23 protein-coding genes and 1 pseudogene are annotated in these 24,872 nt (G+C 55.0%); 15 read left to right on the plus strand and 9 right to left on the minus strand.

The window, feature by feature from the left end:
• Positions 1-2 precede the first annotated feature (2 nt).
• Complete coding sequence (locus tag M3G15_RS00615) at positions 3-2,630, plus strand: transglutaminase domain-containing protein (protein ID WP_260069770.1); 2,628 nt, start codon at positions 3-5, stop codon at positions 2,628-2,630.
• 62 nt (positions 2,631-2,692) lie between these two features.
• Positions 2,693-3,730, plus strand: coding sequence for a glycoside hydrolase family 18 protein (locus M3G15_RS00620; protein ID WP_009224656.1), 1,038 nt, complete (start codon positions 2,693-2,695; stop codon positions 3,728-3,730).
• 188 nt (positions 3,731-3,918) lie between these two features.
• Here the strand turns inward: M3G15_RS00620 and M3G15_RS00625 are convergent, their stop codons facing one another.
• On the minus strand, positions 3,919-4,146 hold the full coding sequence (locus M3G15_RS00625) for a hypothetical protein (protein WP_009224657.1): 228 nt from the start codon (positions 4,144-4,146) through the stop codon (positions 3,919-3,921).
• Positions 4,147-4,324: 178 nt separating this feature from the next.
• On the opposite strand from M3G15_RS00625, the gene M3G15_RS00630 reads away from it, so the two are divergent.
• Both M3G15_RS00630 and M3G15_RS00635 read left to right on the plus strand, forming a co-directional pair.
• Positions 4,325-4,669, plus strand: coding sequence for a sigma-70 family RNA polymerase sigma factor (locus M3G15_RS00630; RefSeq protein ID WP_260069771.1), 345 nt, complete (start codon positions 4,325-4,327; stop codon positions 4,667-4,669).
• Positions 4,618-4,842, plus strand: a complete 225-nt coding sequence (locus M3G15_RS00635; RefSeq protein ID WP_260069772.1) for a hypothetical protein — start codon at positions 4,618-4,620, stop codon at positions 4,840-4,842. The genes M3G15_RS00630 and M3G15_RS00635 overlap by 52 nt, the downstream gene beginning before the upstream one ends.
• A 155-nt stretch (positions 4,843-4,997) precedes the next feature.
• On the opposite strand, the gene M3G15_RS00640 is transcribed toward M3G15_RS00635, so the two are convergent.
• From M3G15_RS00640 to M3G15_RS00650, 3 genes are read right to left on the minus strand one after another with little or no spacing between them, the layout of a single operon-like run.
• On the minus strand, positions 4,998-5,591 hold the full coding sequence (locus M3G15_RS00640) for a DUF4825 domain-containing protein (RefSeq protein ID WP_260069773.1): 594 nt from the start codon (positions 5,589-5,591) through the stop codon (positions 4,998-5,000).
• The gene (locus M3G15_RS00645) at positions 5,588-6,265 is read right to left on the minus strand and encodes a permease prefix domain 1-containing protein (RefSeq protein WP_036644908.1); all 678 of its coding nucleotides are present in this window, start codon (positions 6,263-6,265) and stop codon (positions 5,588-5,590) included. Before M3G15_RS00645 ends, M3G15_RS00640 begins: the two co-directional genes overlap by 4 nt.
• A complete protein-coding gene (locus M3G15_RS00650; protein WP_036644910.1) occupies positions 6,262-6,621 on the minus strand; it encodes a PadR family transcriptional regulator in 360 nt (119 codons plus the stop codon). The genes M3G15_RS00645 and M3G15_RS00650 overlap by 4 nt, the downstream gene beginning before the upstream one ends.
• A gap of 386 nt (positions 6,622-7,007) precedes the next feature.
• On the opposite strand from M3G15_RS00650, the gene M3G15_RS00655 reads away from it, so the two are divergent.
• From M3G15_RS00655 to M3G15_RS00685, 7 genes are all read left to right on the plus strand, one after another.
• Entirely contained in the window at positions 7,008-7,541 is a 534-nt protein-coding gene (locus tag M3G15_RS00655) for a DUF6273 domain-containing protein (protein WP_260069774.1), read from the plus strand.
• Between the two features lie 442 nt (positions 7,542-7,983).
• Positions 7,984-9,012 carry a LacI family DNA-binding transcriptional regulator gene (locus tag M3G15_RS00660; RefSeq protein WP_009224664.1) on the plus strand — a complete coding sequence of 343 codons (1,029 nt, stop codon included), beginning with the start codon at positions 7,984-7,986 and terminating at the stop codon, positions 9,010-9,012.
• Positions 9,013-9,337: 325 nt separating this feature from the next.
• Positions 9,338-10,756, plus strand: a complete 1,419-nt coding sequence (locus M3G15_RS00665) for an ABC transporter substrate-binding protein (RefSeq protein WP_260069775.1) — start codon at positions 9,338-9,340, stop codon at positions 10,754-10,756.
• A gap of 151 nt (positions 10,757-10,907) precedes the next feature.
• The gene (locus tag M3G15_RS00670) at positions 10,908-11,993 is read left to right on the plus strand and encodes a carbohydrate ABC transporter permease (RefSeq protein WP_397376572.1); all 1,086 of its coding nucleotides are present in this window, start codon (positions 10,908-10,910) and stop codon (positions 11,991-11,993) included.
• A complete protein-coding gene (locus M3G15_RS00675) occupies positions 11,993-13,090 on the plus strand; it encodes a carbohydrate ABC transporter permease (RefSeq protein WP_260069777.1) in 1,098 nt (365 codons plus the stop codon). Before M3G15_RS00670 ends, M3G15_RS00675 begins: the two co-directional genes overlap by 1 nt.
• Positions 13,087-13,584, plus strand: coding sequence for a hypothetical protein (locus tag M3G15_RS00680; RefSeq protein ID WP_260069778.1), 498 nt, complete (start codon positions 13,087-13,089; stop codon positions 13,582-13,584). The genes M3G15_RS00675 and M3G15_RS00680 overlap by 4 nt, the downstream gene beginning before the upstream one ends.
• Before the next feature lie 262 nt (positions 13,585-13,846).
• Positions 13,847-14,038 (plus strand): hypothetical protein, encoded by a 192-nt coding sequence (locus tag M3G15_RS00685; RefSeq protein WP_036644918.1) that lies wholly within the window; start codon positions 13,847-13,849, stop codon positions 14,036-14,038.
• A gap of 135 nt (positions 14,039-14,173) precedes the next feature.
• Here M3G15_RS00685 and M3G15_RS00690 read toward each other — a convergent pair whose 3' ends face one another.
• From M3G15_RS00690 to M3G15_RS00710, 5 genes are all read right to left on the minus strand, one after another.
• On the minus strand, positions 14,174-15,205 hold the full coding sequence (locus tag M3G15_RS00690; RefSeq protein WP_260069779.1) for a Gfo/Idh/MocA family protein: 1,032 nt from the start codon (positions 15,203-15,205) through the stop codon (positions 14,174-14,176).
• A 19-nt stretch (positions 15,206-15,224) separates the two neighbouring features.
• The gene (locus M3G15_RS00695; protein WP_260069780.1) at positions 15,225-16,334 is read right to left on the minus strand and encodes a Gfo/Idh/MocA family protein; all 1,110 of its coding nucleotides are present in this window, start codon (positions 16,332-16,334) and stop codon (positions 15,225-15,227) included.
• A 9-nt stretch (positions 16,335-16,343) separates the two neighbouring features.
• Entirely contained in the window at positions 16,344-17,192 is an 849-nt protein-coding gene (locus M3G15_RS00700) for a sugar phosphate isomerase/epimerase family protein (protein WP_009224672.1), read from the minus strand.
• 290 nt (positions 17,193-17,482) lie between these two features.
• Positions 17,483-17,620: a hypothetical protein gene (locus M3G15_RS00705; RefSeq protein WP_260069781.1), complete on the minus strand. Its 138-nt coding sequence runs from the start codon at positions 17,618-17,620 to the stop codon at positions 17,483-17,485.
• Positions 17,621-17,662: 42 nt separating this feature from the next.
• Positions 17,663-18,829, minus strand: coding sequence for a Gfo/Idh/MocA family protein (locus M3G15_RS00710; RefSeq protein WP_260069782.1), 1,167 nt, complete (start codon positions 18,827-18,829; stop codon positions 17,663-17,665).
• A 239-nt stretch (positions 18,830-19,068) separates the two neighbouring features.
• Here M3G15_RS00710 and M3G15_RS00715 point away from each other — a divergent pair, with 239 nt between their 5' ends.
• The 4 genes and pseudogenes from M3G15_RS00715 (at position 19,069) to M3G15_RS00730 (ending at position 24,805) form a co-directional block, all read left to right on the plus strand.
• Positions 19,069-19,896, plus strand: coding sequence for an AraC family transcriptional regulator (locus tag M3G15_RS00715; RefSeq protein WP_260069783.1), 828 nt, complete (start codon positions 19,069-19,071; stop codon positions 19,894-19,896).
• A gap of 233 nt (positions 19,897-20,129) precedes the next feature.
• Positions 20,130-23,276 carry a discoidin domain-containing protein gene (locus M3G15_RS00720; RefSeq protein ID WP_260069784.1) on the plus strand — a complete coding sequence of 1,049 codons (3,147 nt, stop codon included), beginning with the start codon at positions 20,130-20,132 and terminating at the stop codon, positions 23,274-23,276.
• A 307-nt stretch (positions 23,277-23,583) separates the two neighbouring features.
• A pseudogene (locus M3G15_RS00725) lies at positions 23,584-24,215 on the plus strand (GyrI-like domain-containing protein).
• Positions 24,216-24,316: 101 nt separating this feature from the next.
• Entirely contained in the window at positions 24,317-24,805 is a 489-nt protein-coding gene (locus tag M3G15_RS00730; RefSeq protein WP_009224677.1) for a low molecular weight protein-tyrosine-phosphatase, read from the plus strand.
• Positions 24,806-24,872: the final 67 nt, after the last annotated feature.

The following is a 24,872-nucleotide window of genomic DNA, read 5'->3' on the forward strand; positions in this document are numbered from 1 at the left end:
TGATGAGCGTGGAGACGCCGGTGTTTTCGTTAAGTGAACAGGAGCTGGAGCAGATTGAACGCAAGTTTGCGGACATCCGAAAGCTGGCACAGGGCCGGGAGAAGGAATTGTTTGACGTTTTTGACGGCCCTTTAACTGCCGAAGAGGCGTGGGCTTTAAAATTTCTATATGTGCATATGCCGCTAAATGATCTGGCCGATTATGACGGCACGTTTTTCTTGACCCATGTTCGTCAGGCGCTTGCCATCCGTAAGCAGGTACCTTGGGGCGCCCGGGTGCCGGACTACCTGTTCTTGCATTTTGTGCTGCCGGCCAGGGTGAACACCGAGAACCTCGAGGATTTCCGTGAGGTCATTTATGCGGAGTTGGGGCCGCGGACGGCGGGCTTATCGATGGCGGAGGCGATCCTCGAGGCGAATTACTGGTGCCATGAAAAAGCCACCTACATCGGCAGCGACTTGCGCACGCTGTCGCCGATCGGTATGATTCGCAACGCGCGCGGGCGCTGCGGCGAGGAGTCCACGCTGGCGGTTGCGGCGCTGCGCAGCATCGGCATTCCGGCGCGGCAGTGCTACACGCCGCGTTGGGCGCACTGCGACGATAATCACGCTTGGGTCGAGGCTTGGGCTGACGGCAAGTGGCATTATATCGGCGCTTGCGAACCGGAGGCCCGCCTAGACCAGGGGTGGTTCAGCGGTCCGGCACGACGGGCAATGCTGGTGCATACCCGCGTCCCGGCGACCTATTCCGGGCCGGAGGAGATTACCGTCAAGGGCGGCCCGTATGCGGAGCTGAACCTGCTGGCGAATTACGCGCCGACCCGGACGATCGCCGTGGAGGTGCGTGAGGCGGACGGCACGCCGGCGGCTGGGGCAAAGGTGCAGTTCCAGCTGTACAACTATGCCGAGCTCTTCCCGCTGGCCGAGCTGATCACGGATGAGCGGGGCGAAGTCCGGTTCACGACCGGTTACGGCGATCTGATCGTTCGGGCCGTGCGGAACGGGGCTTGGGGGCAGCGGAAGATCCGCATCGCCGATGGCGACCGGTTCGAGATCGTGCTAAGCGGAGCGGTGGCGGAGCAGCCGGCTGGAAGCGAGGACTTCGAGATGGTGCCTCCGCCGGAGCTGGAGGGTCCGGAATCTGAGCCGCTCCCTGCGGAGCAGTTACAGCGGCATGAAGAACGGGTGGCCGAAGGGGCTGCATTGCGCCGTGCTTACGAGGAGACGTTCTTAACGGAGGAGGATGCCAAGCAACTTGCTGCCCAGCTTGGGCTGCCGGCAGACCGGGTATGGAAAGTGCTTGAGCCTGCCCGCGGCAACAGCCGGGAAATCGCCGCTTTCCTGGAGGAGCGCGTCCCGGAACATGGCGAATGGCCGCTGCTTCTGCTCGAAAGCTTGCGGGAGAAAGATTTGACCGATACGATGCGCGAGACGCTGGACGACCACTTGACCGGATCGTTGCCATGGAAGGATTCGTACAACCGGGAGCTGTTCGTGACGTACGTGATGTGCCCGCGTGTGTGGTTTGAGATGATCACCCCTTACCGGAAGGCGCTTCAGAATCAATTTACCGAAGCGGAGATCAAATCTTATCAAGCCGATCCTTCCCGGATTGCTGAGTTCCTGAATGAAGGCTGGAAAGTGCATGAGGGACCGGGGAACCTGCGCGGCAAAGCAGGACCCCTGGGCACATTCCAGCTGCGGATTGCGGACCAAGGTGCGCTGGACATTCTGTTCGTCGCGTTATGCCGGAGTCTCGGCATTCCGGCAAGGCTGCATCCAAGCGAGCTGAAGCCGCAGTATTATGCGGCTGGTACTTGGGTGGATGCGGCAATCGGAAGCGTACGAGAAGGACAGGCGGAAGCCGAGGGCCGCGCCGGCCAATTGCTGCTTCGACGCGAAGCGAATGGCGGAACCGACGCACCAAACGCCTCTTATATGGAGAACTTCACCATCGCCCGGCTGGAAAATGGGTTCTATAAAACGCTGCTGTACCCGCACGGCAAAACCGATGTGTACGATACGGCGTTTGATGTTGAGCCGGGGGATTACCGGATCACATCGGGCGTACGGCTGAAGGACGGTACCGTGCTGGGACGGTTCACGTACTTCCGGGTGGTGGAGCAAGAGCAGACCGAGGTTACGCTGACCTTTCCAGCTCCATCACGGCATATCCCGGTGTACGGGACACCTGATCCCAAAACGCCGCTATGGCAAGCAGACGGGACGGAGACAACGCTGGGGGCGTTATGCCAAGGGCCACGCGGCGCGATGATCGCTTGGCTGGTGCCGGAACGGGAGCCGTCGAAGCATCTGCTGCGTGAAACAGGAGAGCTCGCGGAAACGTTTGACGTCTTGGGGATCCCGGTTATTTTTGTCCTTGGGCGTGAAGAGGACTCACCGGCTCCCGTCGTCCCTGAAGCCGCTGCCCGCTTGCCGAAGGGCGCGGTATTCGCCGGCGATCCGGGTCACATTGCGCTACGCCGGTTCACGGACGCCGGCATCCAGTTAGGGAGCGGAGGGTTCCCGCACCTATTTGTCCTGGACCATGAAGGGAACGTCCGTTACGTGCAATCGGGTTATAAGCCGGGAAGCGGCAAGGAAGCACTCCAGATTTTAAGCGATTTGTAGCTGTGTACGACGACAACTCAGGTTTGCGCGAGTAGCCGCGCAAACAAAGGGAGGAGCACCAAATGAGCCGGAACTATGTGGTGGCGGGATACGTTAGCGACCGCCACCTCCCTGAACTGACGAAGGAAGAGCTGAAGAAGCTGACCCATATCAATATCGCCTTTGGCCATGTGCGAGAGGACCGGATTCAAACGGGACATTTGCAAAACTTGGGCCTGCTGCCCGAACTCAAACGGGAGAATCCTGACTTGACGGTCCTGCTGTCCGTAGGCGGCTGGAGCGCCGGCGGCTTCTCGGAGGCCGCTTCAACGGAAGCCGGGCGGCAGGCAATGGCCGAGTCGGCGGTCCGCGCCGTCACGGAATATGCACTTGACGGGGTCGACCTGGATTGGGAGTATCCCTGCTATGCCGAGGCGGGGATTGCTGCCAGCCCGGACGACAAGGCGAATTTCACGCTGCTGCTGCGGACGATGAGAGAGGCGCTGGATCGGCAAGGCGAACGGGATGGCCGCCATTATGGGCTGACGATCGCCGCTGGGGCGGACCAATATTACATTGACGGTACGGAGATGGCTGAGGTCCAGCGTTACCTTGATTTCGTCCAGCTGATGACGTACGACATGCGCGGCGGCTTCCAGACGTTGACCGGGCATCACACCAACCTGTACACAGGAACCGGGGACCTGTTCCGCATTAGCGTTGACGCCTCGGTGAACCTGTATATTCAGGCCGGGGTGCCCAAGGAGAAAATCGTCATCGGCGCAGCGTTTTATTCACGCATGTGGAAGGACGTACCAAACGTGAATCGCGGGCTGTATCAAATGTCTCCCGGCCCGGGTGGGTACGGCCCGGACTTTACTGCATTAGCCGCCGAGTATATCGACCGCAACGGATTTGTCCGTTACTGGGATGAGGAGGCGAAAGCGCCGTATCTGTTTGACGGCCAAACGTTTATCTCCTATGACGATGAAGCATCGATCCGCTGTAAATGCGATTACGTCAAGGCGCAAGAACTGGCCGGGGTGATGTTCTGGGAGTATGGCTGCGATCGGACGCACCGGCTGCTTGATGCACTGTACCAAGGGTTAAAATCACCGTAAGGAACAATCTTAAACTTTCCTAGCCTGCAAAAAGCCTCATGCTTCGCCAACCTTGAACCAAAGGGATAGCGAGCAGCATGGGGCTTTTTGTTATGACATCAATCGTTCTAACTTTGCCGGGCCCGTCATAGATATAAATAGGGGTGTTTTTACCCGCATCTGCGGTACAACCTTAGGCCTGAGGATTTTCACAGTTTCCTAGATTCTTTGCTGCCGGAGGCTCCTGAGGTCTGCCGATCTTCGCCCAGAATATCATCCAGCCGCTGCACTTCTTCGGAGAGAGCCTGCAAGGAAGCCTCGATGTTGCCCAATTTATCGCCAACGGTTTGCAGCACATATTTGATCAGGATGAAGCAAAGTGTGACGGGAAAGCCAACATTAGCAACCAACGACACAATATCTGCAACCTGCATCATGGGTACCTCCTTGAACTTTTTTCGGGCCCTTCACTATATGGGGAAAAAAAGTTTGTCATGGCACAACCAAAATATAGAAAAAATGTTATAATCATTACTACTTATATAATTATGGTTGTATAACCCCCTTAAAAATTTCCCTATACATAGAAGATGAAAATGAAAGGGGGAGGTAGTTTTGAAGGAACAACATACCGTGTACGAGCAATATCGGAAAGAAGTTTATCGTATTGCATGGAGGGTTCAATACAGAGCGAGAGTCGTCAGAAAACGGGAATGTTCATTCAATGGAGTCGAGCCGGCCGTAACCTGCTTCACCTCATCTTCTGATAATAAAATTGTTGTAAGACAGCTGATCAATGCGCTTCCTTCTACGACGGGAAAAACGATCATCTCCAAAATCTATCTACAGGACAAAACGGAGGGGGAAGTCGCCCGCGAGTTGAATATGAGTCAGCAAGGGGTGAACAAATGGAAACGAAAGATGATCAAAGAGTTTTCCCGGATGATGAAGAGTTCCTGAGTTTGCTTCAGAAAGCAAGGGATAACGATCCCGATGCGACGTTAAAGTTAATCGAGCTGTTTAAAGGCGATATTGTGCATATAAGCAAGTATATTCATATGTCCGAAGAGGACGCCGTTTCCGACATCATTCTCGAGTTTCTGGAGATGATTAAGAGGCGGGAGGAGAAGTAATTGACATGCAAAAAAAGTCGGTCAGGAAGTTCATTCCTGATCGACTTTTTTAAATTTTTTGATGAATCCGGTTGTAAATGCGGTTTTTGATTTTCCCTTATAGATGAGTGCGGTAAAGGGGCTTTATCAGATAAAAGCGTTGGGAGAAGGAAGCGTTAAACGGATAGAGTCTCGGTCTCATGGAAAAGCTCCTGGAACGCTCGCCACGCGTAATCCCGATCTGTCAGCTTGTTTTGCACCGCAGCTTGCCAAACGGCATGGTCGGTGGTTAAAGACGAAAACTGATCTACGCCGTACCAGTCTAGCAGTTCTTCACGCGTTACACGGTAGGCCGCCGAACCTTCGTTAAAAATCACGGCCTCCAGGTTATCGATATAAGCAAAAGCGGCCGTGGCGCTGTATAAATACGCTCGATCGCGATCGACATCCGCCATCGGCACCGAAGAATCCAGATTCACTTGCACGGTGAACACGTCCGGATCAAGGGCAAAAGAACGAATCGGTCCCAGGGGGAGCGAAAGGAAGAGGCCCGAAACTTTAGAAGCATTGCCCATGTAAGGTGTCGCAAAAGAGGCCGTACGGGTGATGTCATGGGTCAGCGGATTGTTTTGCGCTTCGTTGTAGAGCGCCCCCTGCTTATCCTGGCGCGGTAGCGCCACGCCTTCCACCACGCCCAAGCAGACGAATCCGGCAAGGAGCAGGGCGAAAATTCCGATGTTCCAACGTTTGAAGGTTTGTCTCGTCGTCATGCTTCCCAATCACCTACTTCATGTTTTGTCAGCAACGAAGCGCTCAGCTGGAACGCCAGCGGAATCCCAATCGTGAGAAACGGCTTGGCGTATTGGATGCCCAGTAGCGCAAACTGATAAGGACCGCCGATCTTCACTTGATAGCCAAACCAGATATTGCTCCCGAACCGGAGGGCCGTAATCGCGAGCAGGGTGACAAGAATGAACAACCCCCACAGCAGCCACACGATCCGGCTTCGCCGCCGGGCCGCCGCGATATGTCGCGGAGCCGTTACTTCAAGCGCTTGGCCGCGCCACGTTAAATGCAGCACGAGATAAAAGAGGCCAAGAACCAGGACGAAGCCCAGAAGGAAGAAACTTAACGGCGTGCGTTCGATCAAACGTAATGGAATAGTGAAGATCCACAGAATGATGGCTAAAAACAGCATCTTTTGCATCCATTCCAAACGATAGCGGTTTACATAGATCAGTGGGTGTTCGTCGATCAGCCCGTCGATGCGGGTGAGGCTGGATGTTGCCGTTCGGACGGCTTGTTCGTAATCCATTCCGCCAGCCATGAGATCGGCGACTTTGGCTTCCAGATTACCGATGATTTCCTCTTTCATCTCACGGTTTCGTCCGGTTGCCGGGTAGCCGGCAAATAAACGATCCACGTGGTTTTGCAACGAATTCATGATGGGGATCCCTCCTGTTTCTCGATCAGAACGTCGATGATCTCGCGGGAAAATTTCCATGCCGCCAAATTGGCTTTGTAAACCTCGGCTCCCGCAGGGGTGACATGGTAATATTTGCGCCGCCCGCCCAAACTGCGATCTTCCCCCCAATAGGATTCGATCAGCTTCTGGGCCTCCAATCGCTTTAAGCTGGTGTAGAGCGACGGCTCTTTCAATTCGTAACGTCCTTGGCTAATGGAGGAGATGGATTTCATGATCTCATACCCGTAGTTATCTCCCTCCTCCAGCAGCACCCGAAGAATAATCGTATCGATGTGGCCGCGGATCAAATCCCGGCTGATGGCGCTGTCGTTCACTTTGTTCACCTCTTTTGAAACAATGTAATACATATTACTATGTGTGTCAATGTAGTTGATGCTTGGTTACTTTGTCACTAGATCGCTAAGTCAGTAAGTTACTAGATCACTAGATCCTATGGTCGCTTGTTATTGGCCGAAGAAGAAGTCTCATCGATTAGTTGTTGCGGCCCCCCCTGGGAACTTGTTGTAAAATAGATAGACTGAAGAAGAGGAGGGGAGTCTTATGGATGGTAACCATCAACCTGCTTCTATGCCGCTCCATCATGCGATTCATCCGGGGGAACGGATGACCTTCGGCTCGTACCCCCATTCAGCCGATGGGACGGTACAGCCGATCGTATGGCGGGTTCTCCAAAATTCAGGCAACGAGTTGTTTCTGTTGAGTGAAGAGATTTTGGACTGCAAGCTTTTATCACGGGAAAAGCGCGGATGTTTCGTGGCGGGATGCCGTAGACATCATCTGGCGCGACTGCGATTTGCGACAGTGGTTAAACGAGGAGTTTTTCGCTGCTGCCTTTAGCCCGGAAGAGCAAGCGTTGATCGAGCCGGCTTATTGCACAGATAACGGGGAAGGCTGCCCCGATACGGAGGACAACGTGTTTCTGCTGAGTGTAGCGGAGGTGAAGGCATTCACCGCAAGCCTTGGCAAGGACTGGATGACCGCCGTAGGGACGGATTATGCGAAATTGAAGAAGCCCGACGGCTGCAGCCTTTATGTCTATGACAAGGGCGAGGAAGTCAATTATGTGCTGCGAAACGGTCAGAAGCTGGGCTGTTCCTGGTGGTGGCTGCGCACGCAGGGCAATTTACCTTCGCGCGCCCATTTTATCGGTACGGGATGCAGCATCCGCAGCTATGCCAACGTCAGTCTGGCAAGGGATGGCGTGCGGCCAGCAATTAAGTTGAGTTATGTTTAATGAATGGATTTAACGGAACGTACAGCCCTTATTTCGCATGGAAGCAGCTGGTCGGAACTTTTAACGGAATCAGATGACGTTATTTGGCTCGAATAGGCTAGAGCGAGGTTGATTTACGTCCAATAACGGCCTTACGTTCCGTTAGAACGGGAAATCTCGCGGGAAATGGACTTTAGCGTCATTTGGTTCCGTTAGAGCAAGAACGAGGTATATCGTCTCGCCCCCAGTCAGTCCGTTTACGCTGCATTTGAACTTCTTAGGCAGGGAAATGCCAATGGGGGAGTGCTTACGAGTAGCCGGACTCAAAGGGATAAAGGTGAGAAAGGGGGCGGACGGGCTAGGGTCACCCCTAGGATTGTAAGCGCTTCAAAAAAATCTTGTCATCGAAAAAATCCCTTGTTATAATCGCATTGAAAAGCTTTTCAAATCGAGGATACAAACGATGAACAAAAACAAAAGCAAACCAACGATCCGTGATGTTGCTAAAAAGGCGGGGGTCTCCATCAGTACGGTCTCGCGCGTCATGAACGCGCCGGGTACGGTGGTGGAGAGCAAGCGAAAGCGCGTGCTGGAGGCGATTCAGGAACTGAACTACCAGCCGAACGCGTTCGCCCGCGGACTGATTTACAAGAAGTCTTTTACCTTAGGATTGTTGATTCCCGATATTGAGAACATGTATTACGCGGGAATGATCCGGGGAATGCAGGATGCCTGCAACAAGCTGGGGTACAGCCTGATGATCTGCAACACGGACCGTGATAAGGAGCGGATGTTGTCGTATATCGATACGTTTCATGAGAAGCAGGTGGACGGGATCGTATTTGCGAGCGACAAAATGTTTCCGGAGTATTACGAGAAACTGATTGGTTGCCGCATCCCCTGTGTCATGGTGTCGTCCCATTCGGACGACTACGATATTCCGTGCGTCGAAGTCGACGACGAGGCGGCAGCTTATGACGCAGCCGTTTACCTGATCGAGCTTGGTCATCGCCAAATCGGTATGATTGGCTTCAATCACGACAATTCCATTTCAGGCCCGCCGCGATTCGCCGGGTTTGTTCGGGCCATGAAGGAATACGGACTGACATCGAATATCGAAAACGTGAAATTTGCCAGTCACTATTTTGAGCATGCGTATCAGGCGGCACATGAGCTGTTTACCGAGCATCCTGATTTGACCGCGGTGTTTTGCGTTGCCGACGAATTTGCCATGGGGACGATTTCGTATCTTCGGGATCGGCACATTCTTGTCCCGGGGCAGGTGTCCGTCATCGGCTTTGACAACCACCGCATGGCCAGCATGTATATTCCTAAGCTGACCACGATATCCCAACCCATCTATGATCTAGGCCACCGTGCTGCAGAGAAGCTGCATGAGCTGCTGACGACCGGGAGCGTGGCGGTGCCCAGAGAGATCCTCCAACACAAGCTGGTCGTAAGGGAATCCTCACGGGAAAGAACCATGGTGTAGCCAAGTAATAACACACACAACGCAATACAACATACACAATGTAACACACATCGTAACACAACACACGCAATGTAACACAACTCACACATTCCAACACTCACCACGAACCATTTGAATCGTATTCTGAAAAGCTTTTCAAAAAAGCGGAACATTCCGGCTGGGTAGGTCATACACTTATACCGAATTGAAAACGGATACAGGCCTATATTTATCGTCGCCTGCTGCTGAAAAGCTTGATTAAGGAGGTGATTCGCCGGAATCGAATAAAGGTCGTCTGACCTACAGATGGTTGTTCCTAAATCATATCGAAGGGGATGTAGGGTCAATGAAAAAAAGATCAAAATGGACTTCCTTATTGCTCGTTAGCGGGTTATCGTTCACACTTCTCCTCAGCGCCTGCGGCGGAGGGAACAATGCGGCAAATAATGAACCGGCGGCTCCGGCTAATACGGGAACCACGGAACAGAACACAAATGATACCGCCGCAACCAATGACACTTCCACCGGCTCTCCGCTGGAGTTGGCGTTGAAAGGTGAATATAAAGGGACGAAAGTTACGATGTTTGGTCCGTTCGTAGATGCTGACCAAGTGAAATTCGAAACCAGCATCAAAGAGTTCGAGGAGAAAACAGGCATCGACATTCAATACGAGGGCTCCAAAGAGTTCGAAGCGACCATTAACGTCCGTGTAGACGGCGGCAACGCCCCCGACATCGCGGACTTCCCGCAACCGGGTCTGCTGGCTGCCGTTGCCAAGACCGGTAAGGTCATCGATCTGACCAACATACTCGACCAGGAGAAGCTGAAGGCGAACTACAACCAAAGCTGGCTTGACATGGCGACGATGGAAGATAAGGACGGCAATAAAATCATGGCGGGCATTTGGAACCGCAGTAACGTAAAGAGCTTGGTATGGTATCCGAAGAAGCAATTTGAGGAAGCGGGTTATACCATTCCGCAAACTTGGGATGAGCTGATGGCGCTGACGGAGCAAATCGCCAAGGACGGCGACACGGCTTGGGGGATCGGTATCGAAAGCGGCGCGGCAACAGGCTGGCCGGCTACCGACTGGGTAGAAGACATCATGCTCCGCACGACCTCGCCGGAAAACTATGATAAATGGGTTAGCGGTGAACTGCCGTTCACTTCCCCTGAAGTGAAGCATGCTGTTGAAGTAATGTCGGAAATCTGGATGAATCCGGATTACGTGTATGGCGGAACGAAATCGATCGTAACGACAGCATTTGGGGATTCGGCGTTGCCGATGTTCGACAACCCGCCGAAGATTTGGCTGCATCGTCAAGCGAACTTTATCACCAGCTTCTTCCCGGAAACCGCGAAGATCGACGAAGACTACGACTGGTTCTATCTGCCGCCGATCGACGAGCAATATGGGAAACCGGTGCTGGTAGCCGGCGATATCTATGCCATGTTCAACGATCGTCCTGAAGTTCGTGCGGTTATGGAATTCTTTACGACAGGCGAATCGATCAAATCGTGGGTACAATCCGGCGGCGTGATCGCTCCGATGAACGATGCTTCGCTTGACTGGTATACTTCCGAGGCCGATCGTCGTATGGCTCAGCTCGTGCAGGATGCGACCACGCTGCGGTTTGACGGCTCTGACCTGATGCCGGGTAAAGTAGGTGCCGGTACCTTCTGGAAAGGCATGACCGACTACGTGAGCGGTACGTCCACACTGGATGAAGCGTTGGCGCAAATTCAGGAAGGCTGGAATAACTAAGCCCGATTCTGGATCTGCGGCATAAACGATAACTAAAGCACCGCGGAGGGGCGCGCGAGCCGAAACGTGGGTTCCGGCACACACGCCCCTTCCTTTTTCATCAATCCAACCGGTTCAGGAAGTAACGCTCACAAAACATTTAGGAGGGGTCATGATGAGTTCAGAGGCCAAGCGAATCGTCAGCCTGAGGGCCGTGTTCTTCACCCTGATCGTCCTGGTCGCAAATGCCGCCGGACACGGCCTGATCTTCCGCTTTTTCCGCGACTCGACGCTGAATCCGCTGCTGACTGCGATCTTCGCCGTTTTATGGGGCGTACTCGGCGTGTACTTACTTTTCTATACCTTTAACTGGGCGGTGGAGCAGTATCCGGAGCAGGTGCGGCGGAAGGTGTTGCCGTATATTTTCATCGGTCCGGCCGTGATTTTGCTGGGATGGCTGCTGGTGCTGCCTGCCGTACGGACGTTGTACTTGAGCTTCTTTAACGCCTCGTCGGAGAAATTCGTTGGGCTCGCCAACTATGCGGCGATCTTCACCGATAAGCTGATGGGAACGGCGCTGCGCAACAACCTGCTGTGGGTGTTCCTAGGCACGCTTGCTTGCGTCACGCTTGGGCTGCTGATTGCCATCCTCGCCGACCGCAGCAGCTACGAGAAAATCGCCAAGTCGATTATCTTTATGCCGATGGCGATCTCGTTTGTGGCGGCGGGCGTCATCTGGAAGTTTGTTTATTATTATCAGCCCGGCGACCAGCAAATCGGTCTGTTTAATGCCATCGTCACCGCTCTAGGCGGTGAAGCGCAAGCCTGGACCAGCATGCTGCAGCCGTGGAACAACCTGTTTCTGATCTTAATTCTGATCTGGATGCAAACCGGGTTCGCCATGGTCATTTTCTCCGCGGCGATCAAAGGGGTTCCAGAGGATATTTTGGAAGCGGCACGTGTGGACGGGGCCGGTGAGATCAAAATCTTCTTCCGCATTATCATCCCGTATATCTCGGTGACAATCCTGACGGTGACGACGACGATCATTGTGTTTACGCTCAAAATTTTCGACGTGGTCATGGTCATGACTGGCGGACAATACGGGACGGAAGTGGTGGCCACGCAGTTCTATCGGCAATTCTTCATGTACCGTAATTTCGGGTACGGGTCCACGCTGGCGATCGTCTTGCTGATTGCCGTAACGCCGGTCATCTTCTTTAATCTGCGGCAGATCCGCAAGCAGGGGGGATTCTAATGGCGGGCACGAAATTGCATAAACGCAAACGCGGCAAAACGGTAGTTAACCTCGTTCTCGGTCTCATCTGCTTATTGTGGCTCATCCCGACACTGGGGCTGCTGATCTCTTCTTTCCGGCCGGCGGCAGACATTTTGCAAACCGGTTGGTGGAACGTGTTCCCGCACCGGGAATGGACGAATGCGGAAACGATTCAGCTCTCCAAGGATATCGACTTGCGCGAACCGATTGAAGTGAACGGAGAAACCTACAGTGACGACGAGCTGAAAGCCGGGGTAGTAAAAGACGGACAGCGGCTGATCTGGGAAAATCGCCGGGCCCGCACGATCCACGTCCAGGAGCAGGGCTGGGAGTTCAAGCCGGCGCTGACGCTGGAGAATTATAAGAACGTGCTGTCCGGTAAGGAATATAAGCTGAAGCTCGCCGATGGCAGCGAATCGATTCAGAAAGGGACCGGGTTGTCCCAGGCGTTCTGGAACACGCTAACGATCGCCGTTCCGGCAACGGTGATTCCGGTGCTGATCGCTTCGTTTGCCGCTTATGCCTTCGCCTGGCTGCGGTTCCCTGGCCGCAAAACGCTGTTTGTGGTGATCATCGCGATGCTGGTCATTCCGCTACAGGTTGCGCTCATCCCGGTGTTGAAGGACTATACGGCGCTGGGTCTGAACGGCAGCTATCTGGGGATCTGGTTGGCGCATACGGCCTTTGGTTTGCCGCTCGTCACGTACTTTATGTATAACTTCATCAGCCAGCTGCCCAAGGATTTGTTTGAGTCGGCCTTTATCGATGGGGCGAGCCATTTTACGATTTTCTCCCGGCTGATCCTGCCGTTGTCGGTGCCGGCGCTCGCTTCGATCAGTATCTTCCAGTTCCTGTGGGTCTGGAACGATTACCTGGTATCGCTGATCTTCATCGGCAACCAGCCAAGCGTACAGGTGATGTCGATGAAAATCGCCGATCTCGTGGGTTCGAGAGGCAACGACTGGCATTTGCTGACGTCCGCCGCGTTTATTTCGATGCTGATGCCGCTCGCGATCTTCTTCCTCCTGCAGAAGTACTTTGTTAGAGGGCTGATGGGAGGCTCGGTGAAAGGATGAACGAGCAGCCTTATGAGCATTCGGCGGACCTGTCGCTGAGCAAATTCATTAGCGTTCATACGACCCGGGATACCCGGGAGGAAGAGCTGCGGATGCGAAGCGAAGAAGTGCTGCGCTTGGCCGAGAGCCGCGGCTTTGACGGGCTGGCTGAGGAGCAGCACGCTTACCTGGACGCGTTCTGGAGCCGCGCCGACGTGGAAATTGCCAGCGATCCCGCGCTCCAGCAGGGGCTGCGGTTTAATGCGTTTGGCCTGCTGCAGTCGGCTGGACGCGACGGCATGACCAGCATGGCCGCGAAGGGGCTCATCGGCGAAGGGTACGAAGGGCATTATTTCTGGGATACCGAAAAGTACGTGCTGCCCTTCTTTACCTTTACGACGCCGGAGATCGGCCGAGCCTTGCTGGAGTTCCGCTACCGCACGCTGGAGCAAGCGCGGCAGCGGGCGAAGAGAACTCCGCCTATTTCCCGGCGGGCACCTGGTCAGCTAACGTAGCGTCAACTCTACCGATTGGATTCGCCATTTTTATCTATAAAGCCGCTGGCGTGTGGAACGCCGTGAACAAAAGCGACCCCTTTGCATAAAACAAAGGTGGCCGCTTTTATTTTGTGAGGAAGAAGGGAGGAAAAAAGAACTTAAGGTGTTTTGTACCCTTACGCGGCTGCAACTGCGGCGTTATGATAGGGAAGGATCAAGCAGGAAGTGTTTATCCAATTATGGAGATCTTTAACTAATGACGAAAAGGAGGTGGAGCACGATGTATCTGAACGACTTGGACGTTGCCAAACAGTATATTCGGGATCTTCGCCAGGAGCTGGACCGGTGTTTGCTGGCTGAGCAAATCCGGCGCAGGGAGCGGGAGAAGTCAAAGCGTGAGCGGTCTAAAGTACCCATAGGCTTCAACTCGGTACTGGTTACCATCCTCACCAGGATGAGAAAACGGCTGTAACCTCGGCCATCCCCTCTGGTATGTTCCCCGATACAAGAAAGACCGCCCCTCGTAAGGAACGGTCCTTCGCTTCGCAACGATTTTCCATTTTCCGTTTGTTTATGTCGTAAGTTCCCGGTTCTCAGTATCTAGTGTTTATCTGGATTTCCGCGTCCGAGAGGATTGATACAACTCATCGATGAGCCGCAGCGTTTTGAGGCCTTCTTCGCCGTCAATCGCAAAGCGAGTTCCTGTTCGGACGCGGTCATAAAAGTCGGCGATTAACAACTGATGGCTGGAGCCCCAGTAGGATTTGCCGATGATTTGTCCTGCGTCGTTAAGGTTCGCCGGCGGTTCGCAGACCAGGCTTTCCCGACCGTCCCGGGTCAAATACAGGCAATCGTCCCGCTGACGCAGCGTGCCGCCTTCAAACACCAGTTCCAGTTCAACTGGGGTGTTGGTGAGGTACGCATTGGTGGCGTAAAACAACCCGTGAACGCCGTCCGCAAACCGGAGGCTGGCATGCGCCGTATCCTCCACCTCGATCACGTCGCCAAGGGCGTCGGCAGTGACGCTCCCCTGGACGGAGAGGACTTCGCCGCCGAACCATTGGAGCAGGTCAAGCGTATGGATCGCTTGATTGATCAGCACGCCGCCGCCTTCCGTCGACCAGCGGCCCCGCCATGGGCTGTCGGTATAATAAGCTTCGTCCCGGTGCCAGGTGACGATGCCTTTCAGGCAGATGAGCCGGCCCAGCGTTTTCGATTCCAGGAATTCGCGGATTTTTCGGGATGAGTCGTTATACCGATTCTGAAAAACAACCCCCAGCTGTGCCTCGCTGCGCCGAGCTTCTGCCACCAGGTTCTCCGCCGCTTTGAGGTCATGTGCGAGCGGTTTTTCCGTCAGCACATGTTTGCCGGCACGGAGCAGCTGCGTCGCCATCTCCGCATGCAGGTGATGGGGCGTACAGAGGTGGACGACTTGAATATCGTCACGATCCAGCAAGGTCAGGTAATCGCTGGCCGCTTCGCAGGAATACGCCGCTGCGGCCTGCTCTGCCTTGGCGGCATCGCTGTCGACGACCACTTTCAGCTTCACGCCGTCCAGTTGCTGCACAGCCCCGGCATGCAGCGGAAAAATCGCTCCGCAGCCGATAATCGCCGCGCCGATCGGTTCTTGCATCGTCATCGTAAGGTCCCTTCCTGTCCTAGTAAGTTGGGGTGACGCGAAGTGCCTGCTGCTGAGCTTTTAGACACAGCTCTGCGGCTTTGAAGGCGTGCTCCTGGGTCATGGCGTTTTCCGTGCGGTTCAGGCAATCCAGAATCAGCTCGCCAAAGAACGGATAGCCCACCTGCCCGCGTACGGCAAAATGCTGCTCCCCGTCCTGATTCACCAGGTAGACATGGTCGCCCTCCGCATCCCGGGCGAGGTCGACGTATTTGCGCAGCTCAATATACCCTTCGGTGCCCAAAATGAACGTCCGTCCGTCTCCCCAGGTGCTGAGTCCGTCCGGCGTAAACCAGTCCACGCGGAAATATTGCGTCGCCCCGTTATCTCCAACCAACGTCGCGTCGCCGAAGTCCTCCAGCTCGGGGTATTCGGGATGATGATAGTTGGCTACCTTGCTGTGCAGCACTTGGGCATCCTTGCACCCAGTATAGAACAGAAACTGCTCGATTTGATGACTGCCGATGTCGCAGAGAATACCGCCGTATTTTTCCTTCTGAAAAAACCACTCCGGCCGCGAACCCGCATTCAGCCGGTGCGGACCAAACCCGGTCACCTGCAGCACGCGCCCGATCGCCCCTTGCTGAACGAGCTGACCGGCATACACGGCGGATTCCACGTGCAGGCGTTCGCTGTAATAGACCATATATTTGCGTCCGGTTTCGCGTACCTTCTGACGCGCAGCTTCCAGTTGGTCCAGGCGGGTGAACGGCGTCTTGTCGGTAAAATAATCCTTCCCGGCGTCCATCACCCTAAGCCCCAGCGGACCGCGCTCCGACGGCACCGCCGCTGCAGCGACGAGCCGCACCTCGGGGTCGGAGAGCACTTGATCCAGGCTGTCTGCCCGGGCGGCTTGCGGGTACTGCTCCACGAACGCCTGGACTTTGGCCGGGTCGGGATCATACACCCACTTCAAGGTCGCTCCGGCTTCGACCAGGCCGCCGGTCATGCCGTAAATATGCCCGTGGTCGAGGTGCACCGCAGCAAATATAAATTCGCCGGGTTTCACGACGGCATGGGGACGTCCCTTCGGCGCATAGTTCATTCCGTCCTTCGCTTGAAAAGAGGGGTTCTGTTGTTGTGCATCCATCGTATCGCCTTACATCCTTTCGTGGATAAACTCGGCAAATTGGCGGAGCATTTCTTTCGAGCCGTAGTGGCCGCTGAAATCCTCGATCCCCAGGTAGCCGTCGTAGCCGACGGATTTCAGGTCCCGGAGCAGGCGGCTGTAATCGATCACGCCGTCCGCCAGAGGCGACCACTCGCAGCGCCAGGCTGCGGTGCCATCCTCGCGCGTACCGGTCTGCGACCAGGCGGCGTTTTTGACGTGGACATGTGCGAGATAGGGGCCCAGCAGCTCAAGTCCCATTTTGAATTGCTCATACCCTTCGTGCACCATGTTGCCCGGATCGTACAGGACGCCGATCTGATCGGGATCGCAGTGGCTGACGAGCCGATGGGCCAGGCTGGCGCTGGGCGCGATCGTCAGATGATGCGTTTCCACGACCCCTTTGACGCCGTATTGCTTGGCCAGGCGCTCTGCTTCCTTCAGATAGCGCACCGTTTTGTCGTACAGCTCAGGATAGGGGGTGGTGCCGTCATATCCGGCCGCGCCGACGCGGATCATTTTGGCGCCGAGCAGGCGGGCGACGGAGAATACGTGCTCCGTTTCCTCCAGATCCAGCGAGTTCAAATAAGGCGTGATGCTGGCGACCTCAAGCCCTTCGGCTTCGGTGATGCGTTTGAAGCGGAGCAGCTGCTCTTCAGAGGAAGACGGGTCGATCGAGCACAGATTGTTGCGCCAGTACGATGGTTTTTCACCAGCGACTTCGGCGGGAACTTCCTTGAAACGCCACTCCACGCCGTGGAGCCCGGCTTCGCGAGCGGCCTGCACCAACTCCTCCGGCGTCAAATCCGGGGTGGATACGGTAAATACGGACAATTTCATGGGCTATCGCTCCTCTTTGAAATCCTTAATGCTTACTCGTGTGCTAGACTAACGGCTCAATTCTCAATAAAGGTAAAAAATGGCCTTATTTTGCAAGGTTTGAGCGGATGCGGAGAAATAAGGGACTTTTTTGTCCTTATTTTGAATGGGAAGCGTGCGAAGCGGGCGAAACTTGCGTGTTTCCGGAAAATAAGGCCCAAATTTACCCTTATTTCGGCTCAACGGGCTGATTTGGAGCAAATAGAGGAAAAAAAGTCCGCTATTTGCTCGGAAGGCAGCCTGTGGGCAGGTCACCCGCCGCTAGAGTGCGTGCCGGCCACGTCCCATGGCGCTCCTGTGCCGCTAGAGTGCGTGCCGGCCACGTCCCATGGCGCTTCTGTGCCGCAGAGTGCGTGCCAGCCACGTCCCATCGCACGCTCTAGCGCCACTTCACTGCGCACCCGTCACGCCCATCGCGCTCCCGCACCGCTTTAATGCGTACCCGACACGTCCAGCACCTTGCCGCTGTCGGCTTCCTTGCGGAACGAGGAGGTGCGGATCTTCTCCTGCAGCTTGGCATAGAACAGCTCCTCGTTCAGCGGCAGTTCCACCCAGTCGTCGGTCCAGGCGGACAGGTGCATGGCGTTGGAGAGCGTCAGGCCGAGGATGCCTTCCTCGCCGGGGGCGAGCAGTTTCTCGCCGTGCAGCAACGCGTTCGTGAAGTTTTGCAAAATCCCTTTATGCTGCGGGCCGTCGCCGCCGCTCACCGGGATTTCGCATCTCCAGCATTCCGGCTGTCCAAAGCCACCGGTATACTCCGCGTTAAACTTCGGCTCGGGCACGCGCAGCCGCCAGAACGTGAGCTTGCCGTCTTCCACGACGATTTTGCCGTTGTCGCCGGTCAACTCGAAACGGTTCGTGCCCGGCGCTTCGCCAGTCGTGGTGACGAACAGCCCGGTGGCGCCGTTTTCGTATTCCACGTAGGCGGTCACGTCGTCCTCGACCTCGATGTTGCGGTATTTGCCAAAGTGGCAAAACGCGCGCACCCGCTTGGGCATCATCCCGGTCGTCCACTGCCATAGGTCGAGCTGGTGCGGGTCCTGGTTCAGCAGCACGCCGCCGCCTTCTCCGGCCCAAGTGGCGCGCCAACCGCCGGAGTCGTAGTAGCTTTGCGAGCGGTACCAGTTCGTGATGATCCAATTCGTGCGGCGGATCCTCCCCAGCTCCCCGGACAACACAAGGTCGCGCAGCTTGGCGTACAGCGGATTCGTCCGCTGATTGTACATGATGCCGAACTGCTTCCCGGACTTCGCCGCCGCTTCATTCATCTCGCGAACCGCTTTGGTGAACACGCCGGCTGGCTTCTCTACCAGCACATGGTAACCGCTCTCAAAAGCTTGCACCGCCAGCGTCGGATGATCATAGTGCGGCGTGGCGACCAGCACCGCATCCATCGCGCCCGAAGCAAACAACGCTTCCGGGGTATCAAAAGTCAGCACCGTCTCCGGCAGACGCTCCTTCGCCCACTTCAAGCGGTCGGGGTTCGTGTCGCATACGGCGGTCAGCTCCGCGCCCCGGATCTCGCCGCTGCTGAGGTTTAATGCGTGTGACGTTCCCATATTGCCAATCCCGATGATGGCGAAACGTACTTTGTCCATATAATCGCTCCCTGCCTCCTATATAAGTAGTACCATAATTGATATGAACGTCCTGTCAGCTTCTATATAGTCCTGTCGCTCTTAGCTTAGCTTGAATCGGAAGGGTTGAGAATGGCACGAATTAAGACGGTTTTGCACAAAATTAAGGTGTATTCGATAAATAAGACTGATACAATGGGATAAGAATCTTTCGGTATGAAAAGGTTTACAGCGAGACATAGGGAAGGGTGAAGAAGCCGATGAATGAGATGGACCAACTTGCCGGGCGTTTGCCCGAGAGCTTAACCGTCACCGTGACGCATGCACAGCTGAGAAGCGGCTTTCCCGGATGGAACCGGACGGAGCTGGCCCCCAGCTTTAATCGGCTGTATTTTATCGCGGAGGGGGAAGGGGCGGTCATCATCAACGGGGAGACGTATTATCCCCGGCCGGGTCAGCTGATGATCATGCCGGCGGGGAGCAGTCAAACGACGTTTACGAATCCGGAAAATCCCTATACCCGGTATTTCTGCCATTTCGACGCTCAGGTGGGGGAATGGCCGCTGTTTCATGCGAGGAGCAAGCTGTACATCAGCGATGCCGGCAATCCCGAGGACGTCCGAGCGACCTTCGAGGAGCTGATCCGTCAGTTTCAGTCCGGGGGACCCTTTGCCGGGTTACGCATGCAGGCTTGTCTGCTGAATCTGCTGGCCTGCTGTCTGGAGGAAGGCGGCTACCACGATTATTTGAAGGACTATATGCAGTTTACGGAACGGAACAAGCTGAACGGTGTGTTGAGATATATCCAGGAGCATCTGCACGAGCCGATCGAAATCGAGACGTTGGCCGACCTGGTGCATTTGCATCCGAACTATTTTATTCCCTATTTTAAAAAAATCATGGGAGTCACCCCGATGCATTACGTGCAGCGCAAACGGATGGAGGAGGCCAAACGGCTGTTGACCTATACGGACGACAGCATCGCGGACATCGCCGACCGGTTGGGCATGCAGCTGGCGCATTTCTCCCGCCAGTTTAAAAGTCATGCCGGGATTTCGCCGACCGCGTACCGCGCCTGCACGCGGTAATCTGCTCCGTGTTGAATCCAACTGAACTTAACCGCCCGCTCTCCGCGCTTTGATGCGCAGGGGGCGGGCCTTTTTTATGCTCACCTTGGATGTAAGGCGTTTTCCTGCATGAATCATTACATTGCGGTATAGCTGCGGGACAGGGGGGTTTTTAGAATGGGGGTAGAAAAAACATCCAGTTCTGGCATCGCAAACCGAAGTTCCACCATTTCACGATTGAAGGAGGCGTAAAGGTGAGAAGACGTTTACGGACAAGGAAAATGGCGCACGCATTCATCCTGCTGTTCGTCGGTGCATTGGCTTTCTCCGGACCCTTGGGATCCGCGCAAGCCGTACAGGCGGAGGAAGAAGCCGGGGCTTATGCCCGAAACGGCAACATCGTGCAGGCGTCAAACGGAAGGGTTTCGCTGGTTTACGATTTAGCGGAAGGAATCGGCAGCTTGTCGTGGAACGGACAATCGGTCGTGCAGCAGTTCGAGTCAAGCTTTCGCGAGAAAGGCGGCGAAACGCGTTCAACCCAGGAGGCGGTGGAAAGCACGGCGGAGTGGAGCAAGCTGAAACCGGACAAGTACGGCAAAAACGGCCGCAAGCTGACGATTCACAGCCAGCTGGCAAGCGGTGAGCAAATCGATTTGAACTTTTACTTGTACCCGAAGGTTTCGTACGTGTTGACCGACATGCAGATGCAGCGGGCGGACGGTCTAAACGTGGAGGAGCTGACCCCAATTGCCGCACAGCGGATCGAGATCGGGGCGGGCAATGCGAAGAAAATTTTTACGACGCCGTATTCCAACAACTTCGATTTCGGGGTTGCGCCGGTGGACGATTTCGGGAAAAGCCAAAACGGAGCCGACCGTTTTGCTGGCGAGCAGCTGACCTGGGACGACTTCAACGGGATCAGCCATTGGGTTGCAGCGGTGTTTGACAACGAGAACAAGCACGGCTTTGTTGGCGGGGCGGCGACCGTCCAGAATTGGAAAAGCAGCCAAAAGCTCGGCGAAGCGGAGCTTCCTAACGGGCCGCTGACCGCATTTTCCCTGTATAACTGGGGTGGGAGTCATAGCGGTACGACGGTGTCTTCGGATCTGTTTTTCCTCGGGTATTACGACGATTATCAACATGGCCTTGAGGAATACGGCACCGTTTATAACCTCGGAGAGCCTCATATGGAGTGGGACGGCGACGTACCGATGGGTTACAATACGTTCTACTCGCATGACCGTTATGCCACCGCGGAGGCTATGTATGCGATGGTCGACTACGTGGCAGAGCATTTGAAGCCGCTGGGATATAATTATTTTAATCTGGACGGCGGTTTTCAACCGGAAAGCGGCCTGCCTTTTGAACAATCGATCACCAAGTTCATCGACTATGTGCATGCCAAAGGGCTGAAAGCGGGCGGATATTCGACGCCGTTTACGATTTATGAGGAGTGGATCGACCTGCCGATCGAGGGGACGGGATTAACCCATCGTGACATCTGCCTGAAGGACGAGCAGGGGAACTTGATCAAAACCTATCTGAACACGTACGCGCTGGACCTCAGCCATCCGGTAGCTCAGCAGATTGTGAAGCGGAATATCGACGATTATATCCGCTGGGGCTACGATTACATTAAGCTGGATTTTATCGATATGGGGATGTACGAGGGACAACATTACGATCCTTCGGTGAACGGAATGCAAAACTACCGAATCGGGATGGGCATTATTCGCGACGCCGTACTGGCGGCGGACCGCCCGATTTACATCAACGAGTCGATTGCCCCGCTGCTGCCGGCTGCGTTTGCCCATGGCCGTCGGACGGCTTGCGACACGTCGCTTGGCGTAGCGAGCTACTCCGGCATTGAGCGGCAGGCGTTTAATACTGCGGCTTCCTGGTGGACGAACGGAACGCTCTACGAATACAACGATCCGGATATGATCATTCCGCAGTACGTGATCCAAGGGTTCTGGTACAAGTTCAGCCAGCAGGACGCGAAGCTGCTGAACACGGCGGTGACGCTGGGCGGAGGGCATTATCTGATCGGCGACAATCTGCCTTTTATCGACGAGGATCGGTTGGCTTGGCTGCATAACGAGGAACTGCTGGATCTGGTGAAAAAAGGGCAGGCCGCCAAACCGCTGCAGATGACCGATTTTTACCATCATGAGGCGCATTCCCCTGCGGTCACCGTGCTGTCGGAAGGGAAGGACAACCGCGTGGTCGGGTTATCCAATTGGACCAACCAGGCGCAGGACATCCAGGTTGATTTGGTTGATCTCGGCCTCAAACCCAACAAAAAATACCGGTTGACCGAGCTGTACAGCGGGCGGTCGCTGGGCACGGTGCAGGGCACGTTAACGTACTCGCTGGAAGCGAAGGGCTCGGCCGTTATTCAAATCGCGGGTTCGGGAAAACCGGAGCCTGCGGACCCGCTGCCAACGAATTTGGCGTTAGGCAAGCCAGTCAACGTCTCCTCGATCTGGGGCGATCCCGGCTACGAGGCCGATAAGCTGACCGACGGCGATCTTACAACGCGCTGGAACGCTGCGGATGGGCAGCTGAACGACCAATGGGCGGAAATTGATTTTGGCACAGCAACGAAGGTCAATCAGGTTGTCGTGAAGGAGTTCCGGGATCCGTATTTCAAAACGGCCAACTATACGCTCCAATATTGGGACGGTTCGGCTTACCGGAACATTACAAAAGGATTTACGCTAGGCGATAACCGGACGCTGACGTTCCCAGAGGTTACCACCACCAAGCTGAGACTTTACCTGAATACGAACTACGGGGTGCCTTCGATCTACGAACTGGAAGCCTACTATGTTCCTGGGGTGAGCGGCAGCCGCATCGATCAGGACGACAGTGATATCCGGTATGATTATTACTCCGACGTGCGGGCGGGAATTCAGCGGATGCAGACCTTCACGTTAGAGCATACGGATTTGCCTAAACTGGATGTTTACATTTACGAGAGCTATCGGAATGAGGTGCCAAAGGACGCTTATTATTTCGAGCTGGTCGTGTTGGACCAACAGGGTCAACCGGCGGAGAAGCTGTTTACGGCTTCGCTTCCGGCGTACAACATCCCGGGCTCGATCTCGCCTTATTCGATTTACCCACAGTTAAAGGGACTGGATACGAGCAAAACCTATGGTTTGATCCTAAAATCGCCCGGTTCGGACTATACGCCAAGTACGGACAACAACTACGGATTTGCCTACAGCGACGAGAACCCTTATGCGGGCGGGGAAGCCAAGCTGTCCACGGACGGAGGGTTAACCTGGTCCGCGGAAACGAATCGGGACCTGATCTTCACGTTATATACATCCGCAGATTGGGTGGACGAGGAGCTGGGCCCAACGGTCGAAAGTTTGACAGGGGAAACGCCATAAGTCATACGGAAAAGCAGAGGGGGAAGGCCGTGGGGCCTTTCCCCTGTTTTTTGAAGATATCAGAAAGTATAAACTACGGGGATTGGCATCCTGATATCGCAAGAAAAACTTCCGCTAAACGCGGTCTGTCTACTTTGAATGTACGTCGATAGACGTTTTTCTTATTTGGTGACTACTCCCTGATCCGATATACTGATACCAAACTCATTTCGCCGGCCAGTCCAGACTCCCTGCAAAGTTGGTGCGCGGAAAGTCGGAAGGGGCAGGAGAACTCCTAGTATGATGGGAACCAGAGGAGGTGCAAACGATGGATGTGCTAAAAAATATGAACGAAGCGCTAAACTACATCGAGCGGAATTTGACGGAGGAGATCGATTATGGGGAAGTCGCCCGGATCGCCGTTTGTTCGGAGTACCATTTTAAACGGATGTTTTCGTTCCTGGCCGGGATTTCGCTGACGGAATACATCCGCCGCCGCCGATTAACGCTGGCTGCTTTCGGGTGCCGGTTCAATTTCACGGAGTAAATCCGCATATCGCAGAAATGGCGCAGCAGTTAACCCCGGAGAAGATCGCTCAGCTGAAGGGGTTGTCCAATCTCGAACCGGCCGGGATCATCAGCGCGTCGATTAATTTCTCGGAAGGGCGCATGGAGGAGCAGGGGGAGCTGGACCATTATCTTGGCGTGGCGACAACGCAGGTTTGCCCGGACGGCTATGCATCGCTTGCGGTGGCCGCTTCGACATGGGCGGTGTTCACTGCCGTCGGCCCATTCCCGGATGCGCTGCAGAACGTTTGGGGACGGATTTATTCCGAGTGGTTCCCGTCCGCTCATTACGAGCTGGCCGAAGGACCGGAGCTCCTATGGAACGAGAGCCCGGACACCTCCCTGCCCAACTATCGAAGTGAAATCTGGATTCCGGTGGTGCGCAAAGGCTGAAGCTTCGACTGAGCTATGGTTGTTCTCCGGCTTAACCTATAGTACTATCTGCTAAGAGAGAGTGTTGAGCAGATAGGTGACAGGAAGGAAGAAGGAGAACCATGGAAAACGAGAAGCGCAAAGTGGGAGTGTTGTTTGTATGCCTGGGGAACATTTGCCGTTCGCCCATGGCGGAAGCCGTCTTTCGGCATCTGGTGAACGAAGCTGGATTCAGCGAACGGTTTGTGATCGATTCGGCGGGAACCGGCAACTGGCATACAGGCAATCCGCCGCATCACGGCACGCGCCGCATTTTGGATCAGTACGGCATTTCCTATGAAGGGCTGAAAGCGCGGCAGGTGGCGCAGGACGATTTTGCCAAGTTTGACTATATCATTGCGATGGATAACCAGAACGAACGTGATTTGAAGGCGTTGGCCCGCAAGACCAATGCCCGGATCGTGAAACTCTTGGATCTGGTGCCGGAATCGCAGCTAAAGGAAGTTCCCGATCCGTATTACACCGGGAATTTCGAAGAGGTCTACGGCCTGGTGCAGCAGGGCTGCCGCGCTTTACTGGAATTGATCCGGCAGGAGCACGCCCTTGGCTAAGCGCAGATCAGCCTAAACAAGAGCTAACCACAAACACAGAACCCGTCCGGCAATCGCCGCGACGGGT

The organism is Paenibacillus sp. p3-SID1389, assembly GCF_025151705.1.
Classification (GTDB): domain Bacteria; phylum Bacillota; class Bacilli; order Paenibacillales; family Paenibacillaceae; genus Fontibacillus; species Fontibacillus phoenicis.

What these genes read in the sequence shown, in the direction of transcription:
- M3G15_RS00615 (WP_260069770.1), top strand. Translation starts at nt 3, where the DNA reads ATGAGCGTGGAGACGCCGGTGTTTTCGTTAAGTGAACAGGAGCTGGAG.
- M3G15_RS00635 (WP_260069772.1), top strand. Translation starts at nt 4,618, where the DNA reads ATGGAAACGAAAGATGATCAAAGAGTTTTCCCGGATGATGAAGAGTTC.
- M3G15_RS00700 (WP_009224672.1), bottom strand. Translation starts at nt 17,192, where the DNA reads ATGAAATTGTCCGTATTTACCGTATCCACCCCGGATTTGACGCCGGAG.
- M3G15_RS00640 (WP_260069773.1), bottom strand. Translation starts at nt 5,591, where the DNA reads ATGACGACGAGACAAACCTTCAAACGTTGGAACATCGGAATTTTCGCC.
- M3G15_RS00660 (WP_009224664.1), top strand. Translation starts at nt 7,984, where the DNA reads ATGAACAAAAACAAAAGCAAACCAACGATCCGTGATGTTGCTAAAAAG.
- M3G15_RS00715 (WP_260069783.1), top strand. Translation starts at nt 19,069, where the DNA reads ATGAATGAGATGGACCAACTTGCCGGGCGTTTGCCCGAGAGCTTAACC.
- M3G15_RS00645 (WP_036644908.1), bottom strand. Translation starts at nt 6,265, where the DNA reads ATGAATTCGTTGCAAAACCACGTGGATCGTTTATTTGCCGGCTACCCG.
- M3G15_RS00665 (WP_260069775.1), top strand. Translation starts at nt 9,338, where the DNA reads ATGAAAAAAAGATCAAAATGGACTTCCTTATTGCTCGTTAGCGGGTTA.
- M3G15_RS00625 (WP_009224657.1), bottom strand. Translation starts at nt 4,146, where the DNA reads ATGATGCAGGTTGCAGATATTGTGTCGTTGGTTGCTAATGTTGGCTTT.
- M3G15_RS00685 (WP_036644918.1), top strand. Translation starts at nt 13,847, where the DNA reads ATGTATCTGAACGACTTGGACGTTGCCAAACAGTATATTCGGGATCTT.
- M3G15_RS00675 (WP_260069777.1), top strand. Translation starts at nt 11,993, where the DNA reads ATGGCGGGCACGAAATTGCATAAACGCAAACGCGGCAAAACGGTAGTT.
- M3G15_RS00620 (WP_009224656.1), top strand. Translation starts at nt 2,693, where the DNA reads ATGAGCCGGAACTATGTGGTGGCGGGATACGTTAGCGACCGCCACCTC.
- M3G15_RS00670 (WP_397376572.1), top strand. Translation starts at nt 10,908, where the DNA reads ATGATGAGTTCAGAGGCCAAGCGAATCGTCAGCCTGAGGGCCGTGTTC.
- M3G15_RS00710 (WP_260069782.1), bottom strand. Translation starts at nt 18,829, where the DNA reads ATGGACAAAGTACGTTTCGCCATCATCGGGATTGGCAATATGGGAACG.
- M3G15_RS00690 (WP_260069779.1), bottom strand. Translation starts at nt 15,205, where the DNA reads ATGACGATGCAAGAACCGATCGGCGCGGCGATTATCGGCTGCGGAGCG.
- M3G15_RS00695 (WP_260069780.1), bottom strand. Translation starts at nt 16,334, where the DNA reads ATGGATGCACAACAACAGAACCCCTCTTTTCAAGCGAAGGACGGAATG.
- M3G15_RS00730 (WP_009224677.1), top strand. Translation starts at nt 24,317, where the DNA reads ATGGAAAACGAGAAGCGCAAAGTGGGAGTGTTGTTTGTATGCCTGGGG.
- M3G15_RS00680 (WP_260069778.1), top strand. Translation starts at nt 13,087, where the DNA reads ATGAACGAGCAGCCTTATGAGCATTCGGCGGACCTGTCGCTGAGCAAA.